The 23,608-nt window shown below is 68.8% G+C and carries 24 protein-coding genes and 1 pseudogene; 9 read left to right on the top strand and 16 right to left on the bottom strand.

Annotated features, from left to right (window positions below):
- Positions 1 to 49 precede the first annotated feature (49 nt).
- Together greA and OHA61_RS13570 are read right to left on the bottom strand one after the other, a co-directional pair.
- Positions 50 to 547: a transcription elongation factor GreA gene (gene greA / locus OHA61_RS13575; protein WP_406303270.1), complete on the bottom strand. Its 498-nt coding sequence runs from the start codon at positions 545 to 547 to the stop codon at positions 50 to 52.
- Between the two features lie 186 nt (positions 548 to 733).
- Complete coding sequence (locus OHA61_RS13570; protein WP_406303269.1) at positions 734 to 1,138, bottom strand: DUF4307 domain-containing protein; 405 nt, start codon at positions 1,136 to 1,138, stop codon at positions 734 to 736.
- Positions 1,139 to 1,246: 108 nt separating this feature from the next.
- Here OHA61_RS13570 and mca point away from each other — a divergent pair, with 108 nt between their 5' ends.
- Complete coding sequence (mca, locus tag OHA61_RS13565; protein ID WP_324988062.1) at positions 1,247 to 2,128, top strand: mycothiol conjugate amidase Mca; 882 nt, start codon at positions 1,247 to 1,249, stop codon at positions 2,126 to 2,128.
- The gene (locus tag OHA61_RS13560; protein WP_406303268.1) at positions 2,121 to 2,378 is read left to right on the top strand and encodes a hypothetical protein; all 258 of its coding nucleotides are present in this window, start codon (positions 2,121 to 2,123) and stop codon (positions 2,376 to 2,378) included. Before mca ends, OHA61_RS13560 begins: the two co-directional genes overlap by 8 nt.
- Before the next feature lie 155 nt (positions 2,379 to 2,533).
- Here OHA61_RS13560 and OHA61_RS13555 read toward each other — a convergent pair whose 3' ends face one another.
- The gene (locus tag OHA61_RS13555) at positions 2,534 to 5,743 is read right to left on the bottom strand and encodes a tetratricopeptide repeat protein (protein ID WP_406303267.1); all 3,210 of its coding nucleotides are present in this window, start codon (positions 5,741 to 5,743) and stop codon (positions 2,534 to 2,536) included.
- A 144-nt stretch (positions 5,744 to 5,887) separates the two neighbouring features.
- Between OHA61_RS13555 and OHA61_RS13550 the strand changes: the two genes are divergently transcribed.
- Positions 5,888 to 7,900, top strand: a complete 2,013-nt coding sequence (locus OHA61_RS13550; RefSeq protein WP_406303266.1) for a thioredoxin domain-containing protein — start codon at positions 5,888 to 5,890, stop codon at positions 7,898 to 7,900.
- A gap of 47 nt (positions 7,901 to 7,947) precedes the next feature.
- Here the strand turns inward: OHA61_RS13550 and OHA61_RS13545 are convergent, their stop codons facing one another.
- The 3 genes from OHA61_RS13545 to OHA61_RS13535 form a co-directional block, all read right to left on the bottom strand.
- On the bottom strand, positions 7,948 to 8,583 hold the full coding sequence (locus tag OHA61_RS13545; protein WP_406303265.1) for a TetR/AcrR family transcriptional regulator: 636 nt from the start codon (positions 8,581 to 8,583) through the stop codon (positions 7,948 to 7,950).
- A 5-nt stretch (positions 8,584 to 8,588) separates the two neighbouring features.
- Positions 8,589 to 10,121, bottom strand: coding sequence for a DHA2 family efflux MFS transporter permease subunit (locus tag OHA61_RS13540; protein ID WP_406303264.1), 1,533 nt, complete (start codon positions 10,119 to 10,121; stop codon positions 8,589 to 8,591).
- Positions 10,122 to 10,278: 157 nt separating this feature from the next.
- The gene (locus OHA61_RS13535; RefSeq protein WP_406303263.1) at positions 10,279 to 10,956 is read right to left on the bottom strand and encodes a hemolysin III family protein; all 678 of its coding nucleotides are present in this window, start codon (positions 10,954 to 10,956) and stop codon (positions 10,279 to 10,281) included.
- 276 nt (positions 10,957 to 11,232) lie between these two features.
- On the opposite strand from OHA61_RS13535, the gene OHA61_RS13530 reads away from it, so the two are divergent.
- Positions 11,233 to 13,056, top strand: a complete 1,824-nt coding sequence (locus OHA61_RS13530; protein WP_406303262.1) for a phosphoenolpyruvate carboxykinase (GTP) — start codon at positions 11,233 to 11,235, stop codon at positions 13,054 to 13,056.
- Positions 13,057 to 13,260: 204 nt separating this feature from the next.
- Here the strand turns inward: OHA61_RS13530 and OHA61_RS13525 are convergent, their stop codons facing one another.
- Together OHA61_RS13525 and OHA61_RS13520 are read right to left on the bottom strand one after the other, a co-directional pair.
- Positions 13,261 to 13,644 carry a hypothetical protein gene (locus OHA61_RS13525; protein ID WP_389371571.1) on the bottom strand — a complete coding sequence of 128 codons (384 nt, stop codon included), beginning with the start codon at positions 13,642 to 13,644 and terminating at the stop codon, positions 13,261 to 13,263.
- 91 nt (positions 13,645 to 13,735) lie between these two features.
- Complete coding sequence (locus tag OHA61_RS13520) at positions 13,736 to 14,947, bottom strand: pyridoxal phosphate-dependent aminotransferase (RefSeq protein ID WP_324976467.1); 1,212 nt, start codon at positions 14,945 to 14,947, stop codon at positions 13,736 to 13,738.
- A 579-nt stretch (positions 14,948 to 15,526) separates the two neighbouring features.
- Here OHA61_RS13520 and OHA61_RS13515 point away from each other — a divergent pair.
- Positions 15,527 to 15,647: pseudogene (locus OHA61_RS13515) on the top strand (DNA mismatch repair protein MutT); the annotation flags it as partial.
- A gap of 38 nt (positions 15,648 to 15,685) precedes the next feature.
- Here the strand turns inward: OHA61_RS13515 and hemC are convergent.
- The 4 genes from hemC to OHA61_RS13495 all read right to left on the bottom strand — a co-directional run bounded on the left by hemC (position 15,686) and on the right by OHA61_RS13495 (position 18,639).
- The gene (hemC, locus tag OHA61_RS13510) at positions 15,686 to 16,621 is read right to left on the bottom strand and encodes a hydroxymethylbilane synthase (protein WP_406303261.1); all 936 of its coding nucleotides are present in this window, start codon (positions 16,619 to 16,621) and stop codon (positions 15,686 to 15,688) included.
- Between the two features lie 159 nt (positions 16,622 to 16,780).
- Entirely contained in the window at positions 16,781 to 17,431 is a 651-nt protein-coding gene (locus tag OHA61_RS13505; RefSeq protein WP_324976462.1) for a DUF4360 domain-containing protein, read from the bottom strand.
- A 243-nt stretch (positions 17,432 to 17,674) separates the two neighbouring features.
- Positions 17,675 to 17,908 carry a chaplin gene (locus OHA61_RS13500; protein WP_406303260.1) on the bottom strand — a complete coding sequence of 78 codons (234 nt, stop codon included), beginning with the start codon at positions 17,906 to 17,908 and terminating at the stop codon, positions 17,675 to 17,677.
- Positions 17,909 to 18,228: 320 nt separating this feature from the next.
- Positions 18,229 to 18,639 carry a rodlin gene (locus tag OHA61_RS13495; protein WP_361914457.1) on the bottom strand — a complete coding sequence of 137 codons (411 nt, stop codon included), beginning with the start codon at positions 18,637 to 18,639 and terminating at the stop codon, positions 18,229 to 18,231.
- Between the two features lie 424 nt (positions 18,640 to 19,063).
- Between OHA61_RS13495 and OHA61_RS13490 the strand changes: the two genes are divergently transcribed.
- The gene (locus tag OHA61_RS13490; RefSeq protein ID WP_406307345.1) at positions 19,064 to 19,699 is read left to right on the top strand and encodes a vitamin K epoxide reductase family protein; all 636 of its coding nucleotides are present in this window, start codon (positions 19,064 to 19,066) and stop codon (positions 19,697 to 19,699) included.
- Positions 19,700 to 19,786: 87 nt separating this feature from the next.
- On the opposite strand, the gene OHA61_RS13485 is transcribed toward OHA61_RS13490, so the two are convergent.
- On the bottom strand, positions 19,787 to 20,197 hold the full coding sequence (locus OHA61_RS13485; protein ID WP_324977808.1) for a rodlin: 411 nt from the start codon (positions 20,195 to 20,197) through the stop codon (positions 19,787 to 19,789).
- Positions 20,198 to 20,430: 233 nt separating this feature from the next.
- On the opposite strand from OHA61_RS13485, the gene OHA61_RS13480 reads away from it, so the two are divergent.
- Positions 20,431 to 20,670, top strand: a complete 240-nt coding sequence (locus OHA61_RS13480) for a chaplin (protein WP_324977810.1) — start codon at positions 20,431 to 20,433, stop codon at positions 20,668 to 20,670.
- 61 nt (positions 20,671 to 20,731) lie between these two features.
- Here the strand turns inward: OHA61_RS13480 and OHA61_RS13475 are convergent, their stop codons facing one another.
- On the bottom strand, positions 20,732 to 21,022 hold the full coding sequence (locus OHA61_RS13475; protein WP_406303259.1) for a hypothetical protein: 291 nt from the start codon (positions 21,020 to 21,022) through the stop codon (positions 20,732 to 20,734).
- Positions 21,023 to 21,164: 142 nt separating this feature from the next.
- On the bottom strand, positions 21,165 to 21,464 hold the full coding sequence (locus tag OHA61_RS13470) for a hypothetical protein (protein WP_406303258.1): 300 nt from the start codon (positions 21,462 to 21,464) through the stop codon (positions 21,165 to 21,167).
- Positions 21,465 to 21,665: 201 nt separating this feature from the next.
- Between OHA61_RS13470 and OHA61_RS13465 the strand changes: the two genes are divergently transcribed.
- Positions 21,666 to 22,166: a DUF5949 family protein gene (locus OHA61_RS13465; protein ID WP_406303257.1), complete on the top strand. Its 501-nt coding sequence runs from the start codon at positions 21,666 to 21,668 to the stop codon at positions 22,164 to 22,166.
- 79 nt (positions 22,167 to 22,245) lie between these two features.
- On the opposite strand, the gene OHA61_RS13460 is transcribed toward OHA61_RS13465, so the two are convergent.
- Positions 22,246 to 22,485 carry a chaplin gene (locus tag OHA61_RS13460; RefSeq protein WP_324977818.1) on the bottom strand — a complete coding sequence of 80 codons (240 nt, stop codon included), beginning with the start codon at positions 22,483 to 22,485 and terminating at the stop codon, positions 22,246 to 22,248.
- Between the two features lie 221 nt (positions 22,486 to 22,706).
- Between OHA61_RS13460 and OHA61_RS13455 the strand changes: the two genes are divergently transcribed.
- Entirely contained in the window at positions 22,707 to 23,585 is an 879-nt protein-coding gene (locus tag OHA61_RS13455) for a serine protease (protein WP_389371579.1), read from the top strand.
- The last annotated feature ends 23 nt before the right edge of the window (positions 23,586 to 23,608 follow it).

The following is a 23,608-nucleotide window of genomic DNA, read 5'->3' as shown; positions in this document are numbered from 1 at the left end:
GACCGCGATGTGCGGTCCGGCCCTTCGCCGTGCTGTCCGGTGTGCGGGCTTAGGCGCTGTACGGCTTGGCCGCCAGGACCTTGACCGAGGCCGTCTTGCCGTTCGGCAGCTCGTACTCGGCGAACTCGCCGACCTTCTTGCCGTTCACGCCGCTGCCCAGCGGCGACTGCGGGGAGTACGTCGCGATGGCGTCGGAGGCGTACTCGCGCGAAGCCAGCAGGAAGGTCTCGGTGTCGTCCTCGTCGCCGTCGAAGGCGATCGTCACGACCATGCCGGGCGCAACGACGCCCTCGGCGGTCGGCGCCTCGCCGACCTTCACGTTCTCCAGGAGCTGGGTCAGCTGGCGCACACGGAGCTCCTGCTTGCCCTGCTCCTCCTTGGCCGCGTGGTACCCGCCGTTCTCCCGCAGGTCGCCCTCCTCACGCGCAGCCGCGATCTTGGCGGCGATCTCCGTGCGCGCGGGACCAGACAGGTATTCCAGCTCGGCCCTGAGCTGGTTGTACGCCTCCTGGGTGAGCCAGGTGACGTTCTCGCTGGTCTGGGTCACAGGTGCTCCTCGTAGGTACTGGGAATACAAAGCATCGCCCTACCCAGAAGGATGTGCCTCCATGGATGGGCGAAACCACGAGCCTAACAATTCCGAGGCCCAAGGGGGAGGACGAAAGCCATCAGAATTACATCACCGCAGGTCAGCGGGCGAGACCCGCCATGTGATCAGGCAGGGGATCCGCTGTCAGCGGGCGGTGCACTGCACCAGCTCGGCGCTGGTCCCGCGCGCCGTCGTGCGCACCTTGACGACCTCGTCGATACGGGTCGTGCCCCGCTGGCCGACAGCGACGTCGAGGCGTCCCACCTCGCTGCCGTCCGCGGACCGGGAACGCAGCGTGCAGCTGCCCGTGGTGTCCGCGTTCTTGCGTACTTCCAGGTGCACCTGCACCTCGGTGTTGGACGTGACGCTGAACTTGATCACTTCGGCGCTGATCTTCTGCCCGGCGATGTAGTCGTATCCGAACCAGCCGATGACCCCGAGCAGTGCGACGCCGAGGCCCGCGCCCACAATCTTGAGCTTGCGGTCGGCACGGTCGTCAGCCGAGCGGCCGTAGCGGCCCTCCGGAAGCTGCGCGCGCACCGCGGCCATGACAATTCCTCTCGGGCTGGGCTCGGGACGGGGCTGCCGGAATTTTCCGACCCCCGATTCGGTCACTATAGAAGCCGCCGTACGCGACGAATCATTGAGGATCGAGTCTTGACTGAGCAGCTGCGACTGATGGCCGTTCACGCCCACCCCGACGACGAGTCGAGCAAGGGCGCGGCCACGATGGCCAAGTATGTGTCCGAGGGGGTGGACGTGCTGGTCGTGACCTGCACGGGAGGCGAGCGTGGCTCCATCCTCAATCCCAAGCTCCAGGGGGACGCGTACATCGAGGAGCACATCCACGAAGTGCGCAAGAAGGAGATGGACGAGGCGCGCGAGATCCTCGGGGTGAGCCAGGAATGGCTCGGCTTCGTCGACTCCGGCCTGCCCGAGGGCGACCCGCTGCCGCCGCTTCCCGAGGGCTGCTTCGCCCTCGAGGACGTCGACGTGGCCGCCGGGCGACTGGTGAAGTCCATCCGTTCCTACCGCCCGCAGGTCATCACGACCTACGACGAGAACGGCGGGTACCCCCACCCCGACCACATCATGACCCACAAGATCTCGATGGTCGCCTTCGACGGCGCGGGGGACGCGGAGAAGTTCCCCGAGTCCGAGTTCGGGCCCGTCTGGCAGCCGCAGAAGCTCTACTACAACCAGGGCTTCAACCGGCCGCGCACGGTCGCGCTGCACGAGGCGCTGCTGGAGCGCGGCATGGAGTCCCCGTACGGGGAGTGGCTGGAGCGCTGGAAGGAGTTCCAGCGCGCCGAACGCACGCTGACCACGTACGTACCGTGCGCGGACTTCTTCGAGATCCGCGACAAGGCGCTGATCGCACACGCGACGCAGATCGACCCCGACGGCGGCTGGTTCCGGGTTCCGATGGACATCCAGAAGAAGGTCTGGCCGACCGAGGAGTACGAGCTGGCGAAGTCTCTGGTCGATACCTCCCTCCCCGAGGACGACCTCTTCGCGGGCATCCGCGAGAATGCCTGACATGAGCGCAAGCGCAAACCTCGCACTGACGCATCTCGTCCCTCTGGCCAAGGAGGTCGACGACAACAAGGTCACGCCCGGTGTCCTGGGCTTTCTCGTCTTCGCGGCGCTGGCCGTGGGGGTGTGGCTGCTGATGAAGTCGATGAACCGGCACATGGGGAAGGTCAACTTCGAGGAGGCACCGGATCCGAAGGGCGACGGGCCTTCTTCGAAGGATGCGAAGCGGAAGTCGGGGCCTGCCGCGGCGTGAAGCCGTAACGGGCGGGGCTGGGCGCCTGCGGCGGGCTTTCCCCCACCCCGCCCCATCCCGAAACCATGGGCTCCGCCCTGGACCCCGGTACGGCCTTCGGCCGTGTCCTCAATCGCCGGACGGGCTGAAACGCAGCCCGTCCCGGCGATTGACTGCTACGTCGACGCCGTGACCGGGACGCCCATCACCTCGCGCGCGTGGCGGTTCGGGACCATTCCCAGGTGCCAGGCCTGCCAGCCGTCCTCCAGGTGGACGCCGCGCTCCAGCATCACCGCCAGCGCCTCCGCGCAGTCCTCCAGCTTGCCGTCGCGCGAGGAGTGCGACGTACCCATCAGCTGAGCCAGCTCCTCCTGGGCCACCACCGTGCCGACCTCTATGCCGCCCGGTGACGCGAACGGCAGCAGCGTGCAGCGCAGGAAACGTGCCCAGTCCGAGCCGCGCTCGTCCTGGTACGACGCGAACAGCTCCGTCGCCTCGTCGCACAGCGCCAGCGCCTGCGCCGCGCGGTTGTTGCCCGCGTCGATCAGAGCCAGTTCCAGGCAGGTCCAGGCCTCGCCGTGAGCCACCCCGATGCGGTGGAAATCGGCCCGGGCGTCCACCAGGAGCTGGCGGGCGAAGCCGGAGTTACGGAGGTTGCCGGTCTGGGCCGCGCGCTGGTCGCGGGTGACACGGCCCGAGTGGTGGCGGGCGCAGGCCAGACCGTAGACGTCACGCATCCGCGAGAACATCGTCCGGGCCCGCTCCAGCTCCCGTACCGCCTGGTCACGGTCGCCGCCCTCCTCCAGCGCCTGGCCGAGGTAGTACAGCGTCCACGCCTCACCGCGCGCGTCCTCGTTGTCCCGGTGCCGGCTCAGCGCCTGGCGCAGCTGATCCACCGCGGGCGCCGGGTCGCCGTCCACCAGACGCGCCCTGGCCAGCTGGGTCAGCGCCCACGCCTCGCCGCGGCCGTCACCGGTGCGGCCGTACAGATCCAGCGCCGTACGCAGCTCCGACTCGGCGCGCGGGACATCGCCCATGCGCAGGCACACCTGTCCCAGCTGGAAATGCGTCCAGGCCTCGCCGTGGAGTGACTCGCCCTCCCGGTGCAGGGTCAGCGCCGTCGCCAGCAGGGTCAGCGCCTCCGCGAGATTGGCCCGGTCGCGTTCGACCGCGGCCAGCGCGTGCAGCGACCACGCCCGGTCCTCGGCCTGCTCCTCGGACGACTGCAGCTCGATCGCCTCGTGCAGCTTCGCCGCGGCCTCGGTGAGATTGCCCTGGTGGTGCAGGGTGATGCCGAGCGAGCAGAGCGCGAGGGCCGTGCCCGAGTCGTTCTGCGCCTCCCGATAGAGGCCGACGACGGACGAGAGGGTCGTACGCGCCTTGTCGAGCTCGCCGAGCTGGCGGGCCGCGATACCGGTACGCCAGCGTACGGAGCGCTCCAGCAGCCCCTGGTCCACCGCCTGCGACAGCTCACTGATCTCGCCCAGGCGGTACAGGTCGCCGCGCAGCAGGCAGTAGTCGCACAGCGCGCCCAGCAGACCCAGCACCGTCTGCTGGTTCACACCCTCCGCGTGCCGCAGCGCCGAGGTGATGAAGCTCGACTCGTCGTCCAGCCAGCGCAGCGCCGCGTCCAGCGAGGAGAAGCCGTGCGCCCCGAACTGGCCCGCCCGCGTGGACATCTTTCCGTCCACCATGCGGATCACGGCCCCGGCCAGGTCCGCGTAGTTCTGGATCAGCCGCTCCTGCGCGGCCGCCCGCTCCTTGGCCTCCTCCTCGTCGACAAGCCGGGCCTGGGCGAAGGACCGTACGGCATCGTGCAGCCGGTAACGGCTGGCCCGCACATGATCGATCAGGCCCGCCCTCGCCAGGCCCGACAGCAGCCGCTGCCCCTCCTGCTCGTCCGTGGCCAGCAGCGCCGCCGCCGCTGCCGCACCGAGTGAGGCCCGTCCGGCCAGCGCGAGCCGGCGCAGCAGCCGCCGCGCCTGCTCGGACTGGTCGGTGTAGCGCAGCCACAGCGCACGCTCGACCGGATCCACGGGGCCGTAGGCGCCCAGGTCGGCCGCCAGCTGATGCGCGGTCCGGGGGCCGAGCGAGGAGCCCGCGACACGCAGCGCCAGCGGCAGCCCGCCGCACAACTCCCGTACTGCATCCACCGATTGAGCGTCATACGGACTGGACGAAGGCTCCTCGGCCGACGCCCGCAACAGCTCCTCCGCGCCCGCCGGATCCAGCGCATCGACCGGCAGCTGGTGCACCCACGCCGGAATGTCGTCCGCCAGGTCGAGCGGCCTGCGTGCGGTCACCAGCACCAGACTGTCCGAACGCTCCGGCACCAGCGTGCGCACCTGCGCGGCATCGCTCGCGTCGTCCAGCACCACCGTCACCGGCAGGCCCGTCAGATGCTGGTGATACAACTCGCTCAGCCGCCGCACCTGCTGCTCCGCCGAGGACCGCTCACGGAACAGCAACTGCTCACGCGGCGCGCCCAGCCGGTTCAGCAGATGCAGCAGCGCGTCCCGCGTGGACAGCGGATCGGCGCTGTCGCCCCGCAGATCGACGACACACGCGCCCCGGAACTGGTCCTTGAGATGCTGCGAGGCCCGTACGGCCAGCGTCGTACGCCCCGCACCCGCATCGCCGTACAGCACCACGACCGTCGGCTTCGTCTCCGTCGAGGCGCGGGCCGCATGCACCCACTGCGCGATCTGCGTCATCTCCTCCCGGCGGCCCGCGAACGGCCCCTCCGGCTCCGGCAGATGCCCGAACGACTGCTCCAGCACGGACCGCCTGCGCGCCGCCGCGCTGCGGTCCGTGCCCCGCAGCTGGGGCGCCACGGCGGCCTTCTTCGTCGCGGTACGGGTCGAGGAGGCCAGCATCCGCTGCTGGTCCAGGAACGGGCGGATGCCCCGTACCTCCAGCGCCGTCAGCCACTGCAGCCGCAGCTGCTCGGCCCCACCCGGCTGCCCGAGCGCCCCGGCCCTGCGGTGCGCGGCCGGCCAGTGCGACGCGGTCACCTTCGCGACGGTCGTCGCAGCCCCGGCGACGGCGACAACCGCCCCGGCCCCGAGCGCGGTACCCGTGGCCGTGCCCAGCGCGACATCCGCGCCGATCGCCGCGATCGCCGCAACGGCAGTCACCAGCAAGGGAGTCGACACATTGCGCCGACTGAACCGCTCGGCCAGCGGCTGCTGCCCGGCCTCCGCCTCGGCCAGCGCCTGCTCGTACGCGGCGTACTCCTCGTCCGCGTTCGCCGCCAAACCGTCCAGGGCGGCCCGCGCGCGTGCCAGCAGCACGGCGGAGTCCGCCCGCCCTCCCGAACGCCGTACTTCTTGCTCGACGGCGCGTACCAACAGCCGCTCGGCTTCCGCCCGATGGCTGTCCCGCATGTGCGTCCCCCTCCGAAGCTCCGTGTCCGTTCCGGTTCCGGCCCGTCTCGGGTTCCGGTTCCGTTCCGGCGACAAGTGTCCTGCGTGCGGCGCGTCAGCGCGAGAGACTCTGACGATCATCCTCACCTGAGAGAGGATGAGTACATGCCGAACCGCCTCGCCCATGAGACTTCCCCCTACCTCCTGCAACACGCCGACAACCCGGTCGACTGGTGGCCGTGGTCGGGCGATGCCTTCGAGGAGGCGCGGAAGCGAGGGGTGCCGGTGCTGCTCAGCGTCGGCTACTCGAGCTGCCACTGGTGTCATGTCATGGCTCACGAGTCCTTCGAGGACGACGAGACCGCGGCGTATGTGAACGAGCACTTCGTCCCGGTCAAGGTCGACCGCGAGGAGCGCCCCGACGTCGACGCCGTCTACATGGAGGCCGTGCAGGCAGCAACCGGGCAGGGCGGCTGGCCCATGACCGTCTTCCTCACCGCGGACGGCGAGCCCTTCTACTTCGGTACGTACTTCCCGCCCGAGCCCCGGCACGGCATGGCCTCCTTCCGGCAGATCCTCGAAGGCGTTGCCGCCGCCTGGGCCGAGCGGCGCGATGAGGTCGGTGAGGTCGCGGGGAAGATCGTCCGGGATCTGGCCGGGCGTTCGCTCGCGTACGGCGGGGAGGGTGTGCCCGGTGAGGAGGAGCTGGCGCAGGCGCTGCTCGGGCTCACCCGCGAGTACGACGAGCGCAGCGGCGGCTTCGGCGGCGCGCCCAAGTTCCCGCCGTCGATGGCCGTGGAGTTCCTGCTGCGCCACTACGCCCGGACCGGGTCCGACGGGGCGCTGCAGATGGCCGCCGAGACCTGCGCGGCGATGGCCCGCGGTGGGATCTATGACCAGCTCGGTGGCGGTTTCGCGCGGTATTCGGTGGACCGTGAGTGGGTGGTGCCGCACTTCGAGAAGATGCTCTACGACAACGCCCTGCTGTGCCGGGTGTACGCGCATCTGTGGCGGGCGACCGGTTCGGAGCTGGCCCGGCGGGTGGCGCTGGAGACAGCGGACTTCATGGTGCGGGAGCTGCGTACGGCCGAGGGCGGGTTCGCCTCGGCGCTGGACGCGGACAGTGATGACGGCACGGGCAGGCATGTCGAGGGCGCGTTCTATGTGTGGACGCCGCAACAGCTGCGTGAGGTGCTGGGCGAGGAGGACGGGGAGCGGGCCGTCGAGCTGTTCGGGGTGACGGAGGAGGGGACCTTCGAGGAGGGCGCGTCGGTCCTGCAGCTCCCGGACGGCGAGGTGGATCCGTCGGTCAAGGAGCGGCTGCTCGCCGCGCGGGCGCTGCGGGCGCGTCCGGGGCGGGACGACAAGGTGGTCGCCGCGTGGAACGGTCTGGCGATCGCGGCGCTCGCCGAGGTGGGTGCGTATTTCGAGCGTCCCGATCTTGTCGAGCGGGCGACCGAGGCCGCCGATCTGCTGGTGCGGCTGCACATGGACAACGGCGCGCGGCTGGCCCGTACGTCCAGGGACGGCAGGCCCGGCGCGCACGCCGGGGTCCTTGAGGACTACGCGGATGTCGCCGAGGGCTTCCTGGCGCTCGCGGGTGTGACCGGCGAGGGGGTGTGGCTGGAGTTCGCGGGCTTCCTGCTGGACATCGTCATCGACCAGTTCGTGGCGGAGGGCGGGGCGTTGTACGACACGGCCCATGACGCCGAGCCGTTGATCCGCCGTCCGCAGGACCCGACGGACAACGCGACGCCGTCGGGCTGGACGGCGGCGGCCGGTGCACTGCTTTCGTATGCGGCGCACACCGGATCCGAGGCCCATCGCACGGCCGCGGAAGGGGCGTTGGGTGTGGTGAAGGCGCTCGGCCCGCGGGCGCCGCGCTTCATCGGCTGGGGGCTGGCGGTCGCGGAGGCGCTGCTCGACGGGCCGCGCGAGGTGGCCGTGGTGGGACCCCAAGGCGACGCGGCGACGCGGGAGTTGCACCGTACGGCGCTGCTGGCGCAGGCTCCCGGCGCGGTGGTCGCGGTGGGCGAACCGGACGGTGAGGAGTTCCCGTTGCTGAAGGAGCGCCATCTGGTGGACGGCGGCCCTGCGGCGTACGTCTGCCGGAACTTCGCGTGCCGGATGCCCACGGCGGACGCTGCTGAGCTCGCGGGGCAGCTCGGCGGTCGCTGAGTGCGGCGGGGCCGCAGATTGGCGGGGTGGGGGAACGCCCCCCGGGGTCAGAGCCGCAGCCCGCCCTGGATCGTCGTCAGCGCCCGGTCCAGCAGCGCGATCAAGTCGTCCTTGTGGTCCCGCGCCGCCCAGTACAGCATCACCTCGCGCACCGCCCCCAGCACCGCCGCCGTGAAGACCCGTACATCCAGGTCGTCACGGGATCGGCCCGTGCGGTCCGCCAGGGCGTGGACCAGGAGTTCCGACGTCGTCGCCATCGTCTCCGTCATCCGCGCGCGGATCGCCGGGACCTCCACCATCAGCCGGGTCCGCTGGATGACTTCTTCCCGTTCCTCCTCGATGAACGCCGCCAGGCCCTGCGTCAGCACGGCCCGGATGGAGTCCAGCGGATCCTCGCCCGCCGGCCTGGCCCTCAGCTCCGCCTCCATGATCGGGTCGTACTCGTCGGTGAGGACGATGTCTTCCTTGGTCGGGAAGTAGCGGAAGACGGTCGACGGGGAGACCTCCGCCGCCTCGGCGATCTGCTCGATCGTGGTCGCCTCGTACCCCTGCTCGGCGATGAGCCGGTACGTCGCCCGGCGGATCGCGATCCGCGTCTTGAGCTTCTTGCGCTCGCGCAGGCCGGGCTGTGGCTGCGTTTCGGCGAGAGAAGCACCGGAGGACGTACGTGGAGTGGCGGCCATGTTCGTCATTGTCCTGCATCGACCGGCGCGGGAACCACGTCCACCTCGTCCTTCGTGACGGGCCGCCGGTTCGGCAGCAGCGCGGCGACGAACAGCGCGGACAGCAGCGCCGCCACTGCGCAGACGAGCAGGACGGTGGTCATGCCGTGCACATACGCGGCGTCGGCGGAGTCCGCGAGGCGTCCCCCGACGCCGTCGCCGAGCTGCTGGGCGACCAGGTGCGCGGCGACGACGGAGTCCTGGGCCCGTTCCGCGGCCGCGGTCGGCAGCCCGGTGACGTCGAGGTCGCCGGCGTATCGGGAGGCGAGCAGCGAGCCGAGGAGCGCGATGCCGATCGCGCTGCCGACTTGGCGTACGGTCATCAGCAGCCCGGACCCGCTGCCCGCGCGGTCGGCGGGCAGGGCGCCGAGTGCCGCGTCCATGGCGGGGACCATCGCGAAGCCGAAGCCGAGGCCCATGACGGACAGCCAGAGGGCTGTGAAGCCGTAGCCGTTGTCTACGGTGGTGCGGCTGCCGAGGAGCGCGGAGAAGGCGAGGACGACCAGTCCCGCGGTGATGACCCCGCGCGGGCCGAAGCGCTGGACGAGGGCCGCGCTGAACTTGGCGGCGATCACCAGGCCGCCCATCATCGGCAGCATCCGCACCCCGGTGTCCAGAGCGTTGTAGCCGAGGACGGCCTGGAGATGGACGGGCAGGGTGAACAGCAGCCCCGCCATCACGAACATCACCAGCGTCGCGGTGAGGGTGTTGAGCAGGAAGCCCCGGTCGCGCAGCAGCGACATGTCGAGCATGGGCCTGGCCGCCCGGCGTTCGCGCAGGACGAGTGCGCCGATGAGTACGACACCGGCGGCGAGCATGCCGACGATGAGCCGATCGCCCCAGCCGCGGTCCGGGGCCTCGATGATCGCGTAGATCAGGGTGCCGAGCCCGGCCGCGGTGAGCGCGGTGGAGACGGCGTCGACCTTGGGGGACGCGGGGTCGCTGGTCTCGGGCAGGAGCAGGAGGCAGGCGGTGATCCCGATGGCGACCATCGGGACGTTGATCACGAAGATCGAGCCCCACCAGAAGTGATCGAGGAGCCAGCCGCCGAGGATCGGGCCGAGCGGCAGGCCGAGCGCGGACGCGGCGGAGACGATGCCGACGGCCCTGGTGCGGTCCTGGGGTGCGGCGAAGAGCGAGGGCAGTACGGCGAGGGCGAGCGGCATGATCAGCGCGCCGCCGATGCCCATCACGGCACGGGCGGCGATGACGGTGGTGACGTCATCGGCCAGCGCGCCGACGAGCGAGCCGGCGAGGAAGACGCCGAGGCCGGTGACGAGCATCCGGCGGCGGCCGAAGCGGTCGCCGAGGAGGCCCGCCGGGAGCATCATCGCGGCGAAGACGACGACATAGGCGTCGGCCATCCACTGCTGTTCGCCGGTGGTGGCGCCGAGCTGGGCGGCCATGGTCGGCAGGGCGACGTTGAGGATCGTGAGGTCGAAACCGAGCACGAGCATGCTCGCGACGAGAGCGCCGAGCGCCCACCAGCGGCGGGACATGGCAGCCTCCTTCGAGAGATGATGTCAAATGACAGTAACTCTCAAAAGGTGGTTGATGTCAACGTGTGCGGAGGGCGTCGGCGCGGGAACGCGGAACGGCCCGTGGCGGGTGCCACGGGCCGTTCGGCGAAGGAGGCGAAGGAGATGCCGGAGCGCGTCAGGAGTGCTGGTAGGCCACCAGCGAGATCCCCACGTAGTGCACGACGAACGCCGCGAGCGTGAAGGAGTGGAAGACCTCGTGGAAGCCGAACCACCCGGGGGAGGGGTTCGGCCGCTTCATTCCGTAGATCACGCCGCCCGCGCTGTAGAGCAGCCCGCCGACGATCACCAGGACGAGCACCGCGATCCCGCCTGCGCGCATGAAGTCGGGCAGGAAGAAGACGGCCGCCCAGCCCATCGCGATGTAGCAGGGGGTGTAGAGCCAGCGCGGGGCGCCCACCCAGAAGACCCGGAAGGCGATGCCCGCCGCGGCCGCCGCCCAGACCGCCCACAGCAGCGTACGGCCGGTGGAAGCGGGGAGAAGGAGCATCGTCAGCGGTGTGTACGTGCCCGCGATGATCAGAAAGATATTGGCGTGGTCGAGGCGGCGCAGTACGGCCTCGCCGCGCGGGCCCCAGTTGCCGCGGTGGTAGAGCGCGCTCACCCCGAAGAGCAGGCACGCGGTGAAGACGTAGATCGCGCAGGCGACCCGGGCCTTGGCGGTGTCGGCCAGTGCCGTGAGCACGAGCCCGGCGACCAGGACGGCGGGAAACATCCCGGCGTGCAGCCAGCCGCGCAGCCGCGGTTTGTGCGGTGTGGGCTCTATGTCGGTCGCTTCCGGCACGGCAGAGGTCATGGCGTGGATGTTACCTACGCAACCGTAGGTAACGAGGCTGTCTGCAGGCCTCGTTACAAGCCTCACACCGCTATGGCCCAAACGCTCGGCGGGGGGTGGCGGGATTGCGAGTGGCGATGCTCACGTGAGAGGTCCTCTGGACATATGCGCACAGGGCACCGATGATCAGATGAGTGCGGTCGGCACCGGATGAGCGCCAGAAGAGCAAGGGACCGAAGCATCCGGGTCGCAGCCCCCACGGGGCATCAACCTTCATACCCTCACTTAGGAGCGATCGTGGCGCGCGACATCGCGGCTCCCAGCACCGTCCCCAGCAACCACCAGGAGCTCATCTCCTGGGTCGACGAGATCGCAGCAATCACGCAGCCGGACAGCGTCGTCTGGTGTGACGGATCCGAGGCCGAGTACGAGCGCCTGTGCGAGGAGCTCGTTGCCAAGGGCACCTTCAAGAAGCTGGACCCGATCAAGCGCCCGAACTCCTACTACGCCGCGTCCGACCCGACCGATGTCGCGCGCGTCGAGGACCGCACCTTCATCTGCTCCCAGAAGGAGGAGGACGCGGGCCCGACGAACCACTGGAAGGCTCCCGCGGAGATGAAGGAGATCTTCGCCGGTGAGAAGGGCATCTTCCGCGGTTCGATGCGCGGCCGGACGATGTACGTCGTGCCGTTCTGCATGGGCCCGCTCGGCTCCGACCTCTCCGCGATAGGCGTCGAGATCACCGACTCCGCGTATGTCGCCGTCTCCATGCGCACGATGACCCGCATGGGACAGCCCGTCCTCGACGAGCTCGGCTCCGACGGCTTCTTCGTCAAGGCCGTGCACACGCTGGGCGCGCCCCTCGCCGAGGGCGAGCAGGACGTCCCCTGGCCCTGCAACTCCACCAAGTACATCTCGCACTTCCCCGAGACCCGCGAGATCTGGTCGTACGGCTCGGGCTACGGCGGCAACGCCCTGCTCGGCAAGAAGTGCTACGCGCTGCGCATCGCCTCCGTCATGGCGCGCGACGAGGGCTGGCTCGCCGAGCACATGCTGATCCTCAAGCTCACCCCGCCGCAGGGCGAGCCCAAGTACGTCACCGCGGCCTTCCCGAGCGCCTGCGGCAAGACCAACCTCGCCATGCTGGAGCCCACGATCTCCGGCTGGACCGTGGAGACCATCGGCGACGACATCGCCTGGATGCGCTTCGGTGAGGACGGCCGGCTGTACGCGATCAACCCCGAGGCGGGCTTCTTCGGCGTCGCGCCCGGCACCGGTGAGCACACCAACGCCAACGCCATGAAGACCATGTGGGGCAACTCCGTCTTCACCAACGTCGCCCTGACCGACGACGGCGACGTGTGGTGGGAGGGGATGACCGAAGAGCTGCCCGCGCACCTGACCGACTGGAAGGGCAACGACTGGACGCCCCAGTCCGAGACCCCGGCCGCCCACCCCAACGCCCGCTTCACCGTCCCGGCCGGGCAGTGCCCGATCATCGCGCCGGAGTGGGAGGACCCGAAGGGTGTGCCGATCTCGGCGATCCTCTTCGGCGGCCGCCGCGCCAGCGCCGTCCCGCTGGTCACCGAGTCCTTCGACTGGCAGCACGGTGTCTTCCTCGGTGCGAACGTCGCCTCCGAGAAGACCGCCGCCGCCGAGGGCAAGGTCGGCGAGCTGCGCCGCGACCCGTTCGCGATGCTGCCGTTCTGCGGCTACAACATGGGCGACTACATGGGCCACTGGCTCAAGGTCGGCAAGAACGCGGACGCGTCCAAGCTGCCGAAGATCTACTACGTGAACTGGTTCCGCAAGAACGACGAGGGCAAGTTCGTCTGGCCCGGCTTCGGCGAGAACGGCCGCGTCCTGAAGTGGATCGTGGAGCGCCTGGCGGGCAAGGCCGAGGGCGTCGAGACCCCGATCGGCATCCTGCCGACGCGTGAGGCGCTCGACACGGACGGCCTCGATCTGCCCGAGGCGGACCTGGACTTCCTGCTCAAGGTCGACAAGGACGTCTGGCGCGAGGAGGCGGCGCTGATCCCCGAGCACCTCAACACCTTCGGTGACCACGCGCCGAAGGAGCTGTGGGACGAGTACCGCGCGCTGGTCTCGCGTCTCGGCTGAGCGCTCGCCGTCCAACTGAAGAAACGTCGCGGCGGGCCCACCTGACATCCGCCCTGACCTGTGGGGTCAATACGGCCCGCCGCGTCCCCGGCCCCCGGAGCCCCCTCACGGCTCCGGGGGCCGGACCCGTTTCTTGCGCCGCAGGTGGCGGTGACATGGGTGGCACCCGGTCCGTGCGCCTCCTCGGCACGCGGACCGGGGCCGTCAGTGGGCGCCTGCCGGTGCGAGGGCGGCGGAGTGCACGTCCATCCGCTCGGCCGCGAGGATCGCGGCGGCGGTGTCGGCGCGAGATGCCGCGACGACGAGGGCGCGGCCCGCGATGTCGTGGGCGCGGCGATGAAGGACGCCGGTGTCGGCGGCGCTGAGGCCGGCGTGCCGGGCGGGCGGAGCGCCGCGCAGCCGGGCGACCTGCTCGGCGATGTGCTCGGCGGCCTCGTCGAGGCCCAGTTCGTCGGTGACGGCGAGGAGCGCGGACAGGTGGCCCGCGAGCTGGATGTCGAGCTCTTCCTCGCGGCTGCGGTGCGGGTAGTCGGCCTGCGCATCGGCCTGCATGCGATGGACCGACTTGGTGCGGATCGGCTCGTACATGGGGATGGCCTCCTGCGTGGGTCGTCAGGAGGCCATCCTAGCTTGGATTCCGTCTAAAGTTGAGCTGGATCCGGCAATCGGGCGAGATGGCTCAGGGCTGGCTGTAGCCGTCCAGGAATGTCCCGATCCGCGTCACGGCGTCCGCAAGCTCCTTCGCCGCGGGCAGCGTCACGATCCGGAAGTGATCGGGCTCCGGCCAGTTGAAGCCCGTACCGTGCACGACCATGATCTTCTCGGCGCGCAGCAGGTCGAGCACCATCTGGCGGTCGTCCTTGACCTTGTAGACATTGGGGTCGAGCCGCGGGAACAGATACAGCGCGCCCTTCGGCTTGACGCAGGTCACGCCGGGAATCTGGGTGAGCAGGTCGTACGCGACGTCCCGCTGCTCCAGGATCCGCCCGCCCGGCAGGACGAGGTCCTCGATCGACTGCCGGCCGCCCAGCGCGGTGGCGACCGCGTGCTGCGAGGGCATGTTCGCGCACAGACGCATATTGGCGAGGATGGTCAGGCCCTCGATGTACGAGGCGGCATGCGCCTTCGGGCCGCAGACGGCCATCCAGCCGGAGCGGTACCCGGCCACCCGGTAGTTCTTCGACAGCCCGTTGAAGGTCAGGACCATCAGGTCCGGCGCGATCGCGGCGGTCGGCGTGTGCGTGGCACCGTCGTAAAGGATCTTGTCGTAGATCTCGTCGGAGCAGACGATCAGGTTGTGCCGACGGGCGATCTCGGTGAGGCCGCGGAGCATCTCCTCGCTGTACACCGCGCCCGTGGGGTTGTTCGGGTTGATGATCACGATCGCCTTGGTGCGGTCGGTGATCTTCCGCTCGATGTCCGCGAGATCGGGCATCCAGTCGGCCTGCTCGTCACAGCGGTAGTGCACGGCGGTGCCGCCCGCGAGTGACACGCACGCGGTCCACAACGGATAGTCCGGGGCCGGTACGAGCACCTCGTCGCCGTCGTCGAGCAGCGCCTGCATCGACATCTGGATCAGCTCGGAGGCGCCGTTGCCGAGGTAGATGTCCTCGACGTCCAGGTCGATGCCCTTGGTCTGGTAGTGCTGCATCACCGCGCGGCGTGCGGACAGCAGGCCCTTCGCGTCGCCGTAGCCGTGCGCGTCGCCGAGGTTGCGGAGGATGTCCTCCAGGATCTCGGGCGGGCACTCGAAACCGAAGGCTGCGGGGTTGCCGGTGTTGAGCTTGAGGATGCGATGACCCGCTGCCTCAAGCCGCATCGCCTCCTCGAGGACCGGACCCCGGATTTCGTAACAGACGTTTGCGAGCTTCGTCGACTGGATCACCTGCATGCCCGTGAGCTTACGGGCGCGTAAAGCTGATCGCTTGGTGTTTTCGGCCACCGGGGCGTGGCACGAATGTCCGGTTTGTTGCATCGGTCGGTGAGAGCGCCAACTTCCCTTCGAAAGGGCCACCGGTACGGTGCCTGCACCTGCGGATTGCGTTACGAGAGCGGCAAGCGGACGGGCCGGTGTTGTCCTCGTCACCATGCCCACGACGTCCCTCCCGCCGGGGCGGGAACGTCGACCGCCTCCTGCGGCACCTCGGCGGCGGCCACGTCCGGACGGAGGCGACGGCACGGACCCGATCGCCGGAGCCGCACCGAACGATCACTTCGGCGGATCACTCCCAGCCCACCGACGAGGACCGTGCATCGAGGAGGGGGCACCGCGACCACCGTGGCGCTCCTCAGGCATCTGGCGGCGGCTCTGGACGCAGACGTACGTCTGACCGCCGGACATGATCTCGGTTCGCTGTGGTTCGAAGCCCACGCTGCCTGACTCAGGCGCCCCTTGTCCATCGACGCCGTGAGCCGTGGCTCTGCCCGGTGAGACACAGTCTCGAGCGACACTCCCTGCGGTGTCGGGATGCGAATACCCCGTCAGGCGGCGCGAGTTGCCGTACTCGACCCCGAGCGGTGCCGTCTTCCTCTTCCCCTACGACAACGATGACGTGGGAGTCCACTGGCCGATGCCCGGCGGCGGTCTTGAGCACGCAGGTGCTGGACCCGGGCCGCGCCTCGCGGTAGGTCAGTGAGCGATGGAGTCGATCAGTTCCCGTGCCCCTTGACGGAGCAGCGCAACAGCGACCGAGGTTCCGAGAGTTGCGGGGTCGAGCGGGCCCGCCCACTCGTGGGCGTTCAGGACCCTCTTCCCGTCGGGGGCGAAGACGCACGCGCGCAGCGAAAGGTCACCACTGCCCTCCGCGGTGGCGAACCCGGCGATCGGGCTGTTGCAGTGGCCCTGCAGCACGTGGAGCAGCATGCGCTCCGCAGTCACCTCTCGGTGCGTGTCCGGGTCGCCGAGGCCGCTGACCGTGTGGATCAGGTCCTGGTCGCCTTCGCGGCACTGGAGGGCCAGGACGCCCGCGCCGATCGGTGGGCACATGACCTCGGTCGACAGAGTCTCGGTGATGACATCGGTGCGGCCGATGCGTTCCAGTCCGGAGACCGCCAGGAGCAGCGCGTCGGCTTCACCCGCGGCGAGTTTGTCCAGGCGGCGGTTGGCGTTGCCGCGCATCGGTACGCACTGAAGTTGCGGGTGGGAGGCGGCGAGTTGAGCGACGCGGCGTACGGAGGAGGTCCCGATCCGGGTCCCGGCCGGAAGCTGGTCGAGCGTGAGGCCCGCCGGGTGAATGAGGGCGTCGCGGATGTCGTCCCGCTTGAGGAAGGCGGCGAACGTCGTACCTGCGGGCAGCGGCCGGTCGGCGGGGATGTCCTTGACGCAATGCACTGCGAGGTCGGCCTCGCCGGCGAGCAACGCGGCGTCGACCTCCTTGGTGAAGGCACCCTTCCCCTCGACCTGAGCCAGATCGCCCATCCATTTGTCCCCGGTGGTCTTGACCGGGACGACCTCGGTGGCGATACGGGGGTGGAGCGCGGCCAGTTCGGTCCGTACACGCTCCACTTGGGCGAGTGCCATCGGCGAGTCACGGGAGACGATGCGGATCAGCTCGGAGGCGGACATGGCATCCACCATAGAGCGTCACACGCGCCCCCAATGCCCAGACCTGACGCCCATCTCGGTGTTGTCGCAAGGAGATTGGACGCCATCAGTCGTCCGGGACGCCGAGTGACCCCCGCTGCCCCGGCCACCGCACATGAGCGGCCGGGGCAGCGGGCCTGCTCAGGACTCCTCGCAGTCCTTCCAGGCGAGCCGGTAGATGGTGTTGATGTCACCGTCCGTCGAATCCATCGTCATGAAGCTGGTTGTTTTCTTGGGGTCCGATGTCCCGGCGTTCACACGCACTTCGGTGTTGATGTTGAAGTTGCGCTTCACTCCGCACGGCGCCCACACCAACTGACCCCATTCCGTGGAGTCCGATGCCTGCCAGTTGTCGTCCAGTGGCCCCTTGAAGGGGTGATTTCTGGCCGCCGTATCCGGCGATCCCTGGAAGTAGTACGACGCCTTCTGCATTGCCGTGGCGCCGGACTGAAGGCTCGCGAAGCCCCGGTAGTCGGCGCTTGCCACCGCGTATGTGAAGCCCTGCGGGACATGGACGACCAGGTTGAGCTGGCAGTTCTTGCGGAAGTCGGTCGGGCTGGCGCCCACGCCCACTTTCGCGAGGTACTCGCTGTACGTCACAGTGAAGGCGGTGTTGTCCTCGGACACGGCCACCGCGGCGGACCCCGGGCGACAGCCCGATCCATTGACCGTTGCGATGTCGATCGTGATTTTGTCAGGGGGCGTGCGGTTGACCGCGGAAGCGTTCTGAGCGGCCAGCAGCGAAGCGAGAATTGCCGCTGTCGCGCCGCCCGCGAAAAGTGCTCGGGACATGCTTCTCCCATCGGGGGAAATGTGAGGGGTTCATCCCGGAACAGGCCATGACTAACCATGGACATGTCAACTCTTCAAACATTTCTTGGCACTTCTCGAAGAGCCGGATCGACCTGAATGGTAGGTACCGGCGGAACAGCTGGCTAGGGCCGTAATCGGCCAGCCGCACCCGCCGTCGGCCGCACGCAAAGGCGGCCCCGAGGTGCGCTCTCGCGCTCCTCGGGGCCGCTCGGTGCGTGAATGTCAGCCGATGCCGCAGGCGTTGCCCATGGTCGGGTTGAGCAGGCCGATCAGCGTCGCCGTGTTGCCGCAGGCGATCACGGGAACGTGAAGCGGAACCTGAATCACGTTGCCGGACAGGACGCCGGGGGAACCGACGGCAGCGCCCTCCGCACCCGCGTCCGCCATGGCGGGGGCGGCGCCGCCCACGGCCATGATGACGCCCGCTACGACGGCTGCAGCCTTCATGTGCTTCATCTGTGTGATCCTTTCAGCAGTGGTGCCCGTACGCAGGCGCGACCTTCGCGCGTTGCGCTGTCAGTTTCCTGTTCATGGGCACCGCCGCATGGACTGGTAACGATTGGATTCCCGCAAAGAAACCTCAATATGGCCGCCAGTTCGAGAAGTCACTCGGATGCCTCGCGGCAGTTTATTCAACTGTCGAGTAGTTTCTTTGCGTTAACGCTTTTGCCGCTTCGCGGGGCGTCATTTTCTCATTCACCGGAACATTTGACGCCCTGAAAGAGCGCACCCCCCGAACGCTCGATGCCCGGGGGGTGCACGTGTCGCAGCGAGTGTCAGCTGTCGGCGGAGCCGTTGCCGGACAGGGCCGAGATGTCGTCGAGGATGTGGGACAGGGCCTCGTCGCCCTTGGCCTGGGTCGCGTTCTCGGTGCACTGCTGGGTCTGCGGGCTCGACAGGATCGGGATGTCCTGCGCGGAGATCGGGACGACGCCGACGAGCGAGCCGACGTCGGCCTTGGCCGGCAGGCCGACGCAGGGCTTGTTGAGCGAGCCCTGGGCGAGGCCCATCTGCGGGCTCATGTCGCCGTTGGTGACGGAGTTGCCGAACTCCTGCGAGGCGCCTTCGCCGCTGGTCGACGTGGTGCCCCCGTCGTTGCCGATGGCCATGGCCTGAGGAGCCATCGAGGCACCGACGCCCACCATCGAAGCGGTGACGGCCGCAGTCGCCAGAATCTTCTTGATCACTTTTCGTCCCTTTTCGCTTTGATCGATCGATCGTGGAGCAGACTGATCAACTGCGCCCGGCGGGTTTGGTTCCGCGCATTCACCCGAATGTCGCAACGATTTGAAATGCGGCCCGGAATGCAATATCGGCGGAGGGCCTGTCAGAAGGCCCTCCGCCGACGGGAGCAGATCGTCGCGGGCACCCGGCTGCGCCATGCCAACAGGAGACACGACTGCCCCACGACGCAATGCGTCGCCGGCTGGAGGCCTGCAACCGGAGCAGATCCCATGCACGGTCTGCACGGCCATTCCATCACCTCGGGAGAGCCGTCCGGACCCGCATTCACCCGTTTGCCGAATGAATTCTCGACGATCGGAGCAATCCCGAATTGGGGCACAATGAGGGTGTCCAGCACGCAATCGAAGCGGTGAAAACTACATGACAATGACAGAGGACAAGCCGGTGTCCGTCGGGCGGCGGAGAAGCCGAAGGACTCGCGGGGACACGATCGGCGGCAGTCGTGCCTTCTCCTGGCTTCTGGTGATCACGGGTGCGGCGGGTCTGCTGGCGTCGTGGGTGATCACGATCGACAAGTTCAAGCTGCTGGAGGATCCGGGTTTCACGCCGGGGTGCAGTCTGAATCCGGTGGTGTCCTGCGGGAACATCATGAAGAGCGAGCAGGCCTCTGCGTTCGGGTTCCCGAATCCGATGCTGGGTCTTGTGGCGTACTCGATGGTGATCGCGATCGGTGTGGCGCTGCTGGCGGGGGCGCGCTACCGGCGCTGGTACTGGCTGGGTCTCAACGCCGGGTGCCTGTTCGGGGTGGGGTTCTGTACGTGGCTGCAGTACCAGTCGCTGTACGAGATCAACGCGCTGTGCCTGTGGTGCTCGCTGGCCTGGATCGCCACCATCGTGATGTTCTGCTACGTCACGCTGCACAACATCGAGCACCGGATCATCAGGGTGCCGGAGGGGCTGCGCAAGGGACTGCTGGAGTTCCACTGGCTGCCGCCGGTGCTCTGGATCGGCATCATCGGGATGCTCGTCCTGACCCGCTGGTGGGACTTCTGGACCAGCTGAGAGGATCCGTACCGACAGCGAAGACCCCGGCAACCTGCAAGAGGTGCCGGGGTCTTGCTTGCTGGCTCATGCCCCGAGGGGCGAGTGTCAGCTGTCGGCGGAGCCGTTGCCGGACAGGGCCGAGATGTCGTCGAGGATGTGGGAGAGCGACTCGTCGCCCTTGGCCTGGGTCGCGTTCTCGGTGCACTGCTGGGTCTGCGGGCTCGACAGGATCGGGATGTCCTGCACGGAGACCGGGACGACGCCGACGAGCGAGCCGACATCGGCCTTGGCCGGCAGGCCGACGCAGGGCTTGTTGAGCGAGCCCTGGACGAGGCCCATCTGCGGGCTCATGTCACCCCAGGTCTCCGCGTTGCCATAGACCTGCGAGGAGTTGGTGCCGCTTTCCGACGTCGTACCGGTGTCGTTCCCGATGGCCATAGCCTGCGGAGCCATCGCCGCGCCCGCGGCCGCCACGGAGAGGGTGACCGCCGCAGTCGCCATAACCTTCTTGAGCATGTTCTGTCCTTAAGTCTCGTGGATGCCCGCCAGTGGAGCTCCCTGGACAACTAGCACCTTTGAGAATTAGTTCTTGCGGTTCACTCAATTGGCCCCATGTTGAGTGCTCGTAGGGATATTGGGCCGAATAGGGGCATCGGTGGTGTCGGCCGTGTCATCTCTATGGGTAATCCGTTTCGATTTGAGTGAGCCCTAATGTTGGGCAGAACATCGAACAGAAGGTGCTATTTCCCATGAAGACTGCCAAGAAGGCCGCCCTGATCCTGGCCACCGCAGGTCTCGCCGCTGGTTCCGCGGCCGGCGCCGCGTTCGCCGACGCCGGTGCGGAGGGTGTCACCTCGGGCTCGCCGGGCGTGCTGTCGGGCAACGCGCTCCAGGTCCCGGCGCACGTGCCGGTCACCGTCTGCGGTAACACGATCGACGCGATCGGCCTGCTGAACCCGGCCTTCGGCAACCTCTGCGCGAACGGCTGACCTCGCTCCACGCGCAAGGGTGGCGCTACCGGTTCGAACCGGTAGCGCCACCCTTGCGCGTTCAGCCACCCAGTTCGACGCCGCCCAGCATGGGGGTGAGCTCACCGGCCGTCCTCATGGCCTGCTGCGGGGCGTCGCCCTTGACGCCGTTCACGTCGGCTGCGGTGTCGGCGACATCGCTCACCACGGACCCGCTTCCGTCCAGCAGCGGCGCCTGGCTGAGGGCCTGGGTAAGACCTCCGTTGAGGCTCATGGGAGGCATGGACGGCGTCGTCGCGGCCATCGCGGGAGACGCGGCCCCCATCGCCGCTACGGAGCCGGCAACGATCGCGGCAACCCTCAAGTACTTCATCTCTTCGCATTCCTTTCTCCGACGGCGTTTCTCGCCGTCGTCGACATGCGTAACGAGTCCTGTCCGCAGGAGAAACCCTGGCTCCGGGGGCCTTGCCCGACGCCACACCACCGCGAGGGCGCGGAGATTCTCGTATCACCCGTCAGTGGGCCGAACCGCCTTGTGCGGCAAAGCTGTTGGAAGCCGGGTGAGGCTCGTGGAGCCAGCCCCGGCGCGGCGGCGGGGGACCGGGGAGGATGTCGGCTTCGCTCCCCGGCGGCGGATAGCGGGAGAGGCGGGTCCACTCCACGTCGGGCCTGCCCGGCAGGGTACGGCCGGCCGCGGCCCACTCCCGGGCGAGCTGTTCATAGATGGGGCTGTTCCCGGCGGGCGGACTCGCCGGGCTCGGGGCCGAGAGCGTCTGGACGCGCTGCCATCGGGCAGAGGTGTTGGTCCTTGCCATACGACCGCCAACGCGCGCCCGCGGGCGAAGTCACTGCCGGGGTGGGGCATGGGGGGGACGGGAGGAACGGTCTTTCGACCCCGTCGCACATACCGGTGAGTCGCGCGCCCGCCGCACGATGCGGCACCTGGTGGCTCCGGCTGCGCCATCCAGGTGAACGGCTTACTTTCCCTGGTCGGCAGGGCATTAGGGTGCCGATCCATGACCACTGCTTCCCCTTCCCAGAACACCGTCCAGCGCGGCCATTTGGGCACCCTTTCCGTGCTCGCGTGGACCGGGGATCCCGAAGAGGGCCACGACATGCCCTATCTGATCGCCTACTCCCTCGGCGACGGCAAGGAAGGCGCCGAGGCGGCTGAGTCGGCCCTCCTCGCCGTGATCGACGAGCTCGGGCTCACACCGGGCGGGAGCGTGCACGACGCCACGCACGCGAACAACTCCCCGATCCGGCTGCTCGTCCAGGGCGGGTACGCCATCCTCAACATGCCCTATCTGAGCGCCCAGTGCCGCGCCCCGCAGGAGTGGCTCGATGCCGCCGAGCAGCGCGGCCACGCGCACTTCATGGTGGCCAGCCGCCCCTGGCCCGAGGCGGTCCCTGGCCGGCCCGTCACCGAGGAGATGCTTCAGGCCTTCCTCGGTGACGAGGACACCCTCACCAGCGCGGCGCACATCCTGTTGCCGGTGAGCCGGCTGCGCCGCTGACCGGACGGCCGGACGCCGACGTACGACCGCGGCCTCCCCCTTTCGACAAGGGGGAGGCCGCAGTGCTTCGGGGCTGCGTTCAGCCGATCGCGCACAGGCCGCCGAAGGCCGGGTTGAGCAGCCCGACGACGTCCGCCGTGTTGTTGCACACGTTGACCGGGACGTGGACGGGCGCCTGGACGGCGTTGCCCGAGGCGATACCGGGGGAGTTGGTGGCGGCGCCGAGTGCTCCGGCGTCAGCGGCGGCCATACCGGCACCGCCGGCCAGGATCGCACCCGTGCCGGCGACAACAGCGGCTGCCTTCGCGATACGCGACATCAGTTCTCCTTGCAAGATGAGAGCTCGGCCGCAGGGCCTGCGGCCGTCACGGTTTCAACGCCGTAACGCATGGCCGGTAACGGATGAAATGTGAAAGTCCTCGCCATGGACGGCACCTGACCGGAATCAGTCCCTTGTCGGCCGACCCGGATCCCCTAACAATGCGCATGACAAACCGAAGACCCACTTCGGTCACAGAAGTCGCAAGAGGGGACCCCCACATGAAGAAGCCTCTCGTCGGCACGTTCCTGGCCCTGGCACTCCTCGGGGCGGGCGCGGCGCCCGCGATCGCGGTCACCACCGCGGACACGGCGCCGGCCGGCACGATCGCCGCATCAGCCCGGCCCGCGGCTCATGTCACCGCCAAAGCGGTCGACTTCGCCGGGACGGTGGCGCTCAGCAACTGCTCCGGATCGGTGGTACGGATGCCGGCCTCGGAGCCCGACGACCCCGCCCTCGTGCTCTCCAACGGGCACTGCATAGAGAGCGGCTTCCCGGCTGCGGGCGAGGTCATCGTCGATCAGCGGTCCAGCCGCAGCTTCTCACTGCTCAACTCCGCGGGCAGCAGAGTCGGCACGCTGCGGGCGAGCAAGATCGCGTACGCGACGATGACGGACACCGACATCTCGCTGTACCAACTCACCAGCACCTACCAGCAGATAGAGAGCCGCTACGGCATCAAGGCGCTTGAACTGAACGCCGCGCACCCGGTGCAGGGCACGGCCATCAAGGTCGTCTCCGGCTACTGGAAGCGGATCTACAGCTGCAACATCGACGGCTTCGCCTACCGCCTCAAAGAGGGTGAGTGGACCTGGAAGGACTCGGTCCGCTACACCTCCAGCTGCAACACCATCGGCGGCACCTCGGGCTCGCCGGTCGTCGACAACGCCACCGGCAAGGTCGTCGCCGTCAACAACACCGGCAACGAGGACGGCCAGCGCTGCACCGACAACAACCCCTGCGAGGTCGACGAGAACGGCCGGGTCACGGTGCGCGAGGGGATCAACTACGGGCAGGAGACATACGGGATAGTCCCCTGCGTCGGGCTCGACAACAAGATCGACCTGGGCCGGGCGGGCTGCGTGCTGCCCAAGCCGTAGGCCCTGTCCTCGACGCCCGCCGA

Origin of the sequence: Streptomyces sp. NBC_00885 (assembly GCF_045207475.1) — a bacterium.
Taxonomy (GTDB): domain Bacteria; phylum Actinomycetota; class Actinomycetes; order Streptomycetales; family Streptomycetaceae; genus Streptomyces.
Note: the sequence above shows the minus strand (reverse complement) of the source record. Positions and strands in the feature narration are given on the sequence as shown.

What these genes read in the sequence shown, in the direction of transcription:
- OHA61_RS13485 (WP_324977808.1), bottom strand. Translation starts at nt 20,197, where the DNA reads ATGCTCAAGAAGGTTATGGCGACTGCGGCGGTCACCCTCTCCGTGGCG.
- OHA61_RS13520 (WP_324976467.1), bottom strand. Translation starts at nt 14,947, where the DNA reads ATGCAGGTGATCCAGTCGACGAAGCTCGCAAACGTCTGTTACGAAATC.
- OHA61_RS13535 (WP_406303263.1), bottom strand. Translation starts at nt 10,956, where the DNA reads ATGACCTCTGCCGTGCCGGAAGCGACCGACATAGAGCCCACACCGCAC.
- OHA61_RS13460 (WP_324977818.1), bottom strand. Translation starts at nt 22,485, where the DNA reads ATGTCGCGTATCGCGAAGGCAGCCGCTGTTGTCGCCGGCACGGGTGCG.
- OHA61_RS13480 (WP_324977810.1), top strand. Translation starts at nt 20,431, where the DNA reads ATGAAGACTGCCAAGAAGGCCGCCCTGATCCTGGCCACCGCAGGTCTC.
- OHA61_RS13505 (WP_324976462.1), bottom strand. Translation starts at nt 17,431, where the DNA reads ATGTCCCGAGCACTTTTCGCGGGCGGCGCGACAGCGGCAATTCTCGCT.
- OHA61_RS13490 (WP_406307345.1), top strand. Translation starts at nt 19,064, where the DNA reads ATGACAGAGGACAAGCCGGTGTCCGTCGGGCGGCGGAGAAGCCGAAGG.
- hemC (WP_406303261.1), bottom strand. Translation starts at nt 16,621, where the DNA reads ATGTCCGCCTCCGAGCTGATCCGCATCGTCTCCCGTGACTCGCCGATG.
- OHA61_RS13570 (WP_406303269.1), bottom strand. Translation starts at nt 1,138, where the DNA reads ATGGCCGCGGTGCGCGCGCAGCTTCCGGAGGGCCGCTACGGCCGCTCG.
- OHA61_RS13550 (WP_406303266.1), top strand. Translation starts at nt 5,888, where the DNA reads ATGCCGAACCGCCTCGCCCATGAGACTTCCCCCTACCTCCTGCAACAC.
- OHA61_RS13500 (WP_406303260.1), bottom strand. Translation starts at nt 17,908, where the DNA reads ATGAAGCACATGAAGGCTGCAGCCGTCGTAGCGGGCGTCATCATGGCC.
- OHA61_RS13465 (WP_406303257.1), top strand. Translation starts at nt 21,666, where the DNA reads ATGACCACTGCTTCCCCTTCCCAGAACACCGTCCAGCGCGGCCATTTG.
- OHA61_RS13525 (WP_389371571.1), bottom strand. Translation starts at nt 13,644, where the DNA reads ATGTACGAGCCGATCCGCACCAAGTCGGTCCATCGCATGCAGGCCGAT.
- OHA61_RS13455 (WP_389371579.1), top strand. Translation starts at nt 22,707, where the DNA reads ATGAAGAAGCCTCTCGTCGGCACGTTCCTGGCCCTGGCACTCCTCGGG.
- OHA61_RS13545 (WP_406303265.1), bottom strand. Translation starts at nt 8,583, where the DNA reads ATGGCCGCCACTCCACGTACGTCCTCCGGTGCTTCTCTCGCCGAAACG.
- OHA61_RS13475 (WP_406303259.1), bottom strand. Translation starts at nt 21,022, where the DNA reads ATGAAGTACTTGAGGGTTGCCGCGATCGTTGCCGGCTCCGTAGCGGCG.
- OHA61_RS13555 (WP_406303267.1), bottom strand. Translation starts at nt 5,743, where the DNA reads ATGCGGGACAGCCATCGGGCGGAAGCCGAGCGGCTGTTGGTACGCGCC.
- OHA61_RS13560 (WP_406303268.1), top strand. Translation starts at nt 2,121, where the DNA reads ATGCCTGACATGAGCGCAAGCGCAAACCTCGCACTGACGCATCTCGTC.
- OHA61_RS13540 (WP_406303264.1), bottom strand. Translation starts at nt 10,121, where the DNA reads ATGTCCCGCCGCTGGTGGGCGCTCGGCGCTCTCGTCGCGAGCATGCTC.
- OHA61_RS13470 (WP_406303258.1), bottom strand. Translation starts at nt 21,464, where the DNA reads ATGGCAAGGACCAACACCTCTGCCCGATGGCAGCGCGTCCAGACGCTC.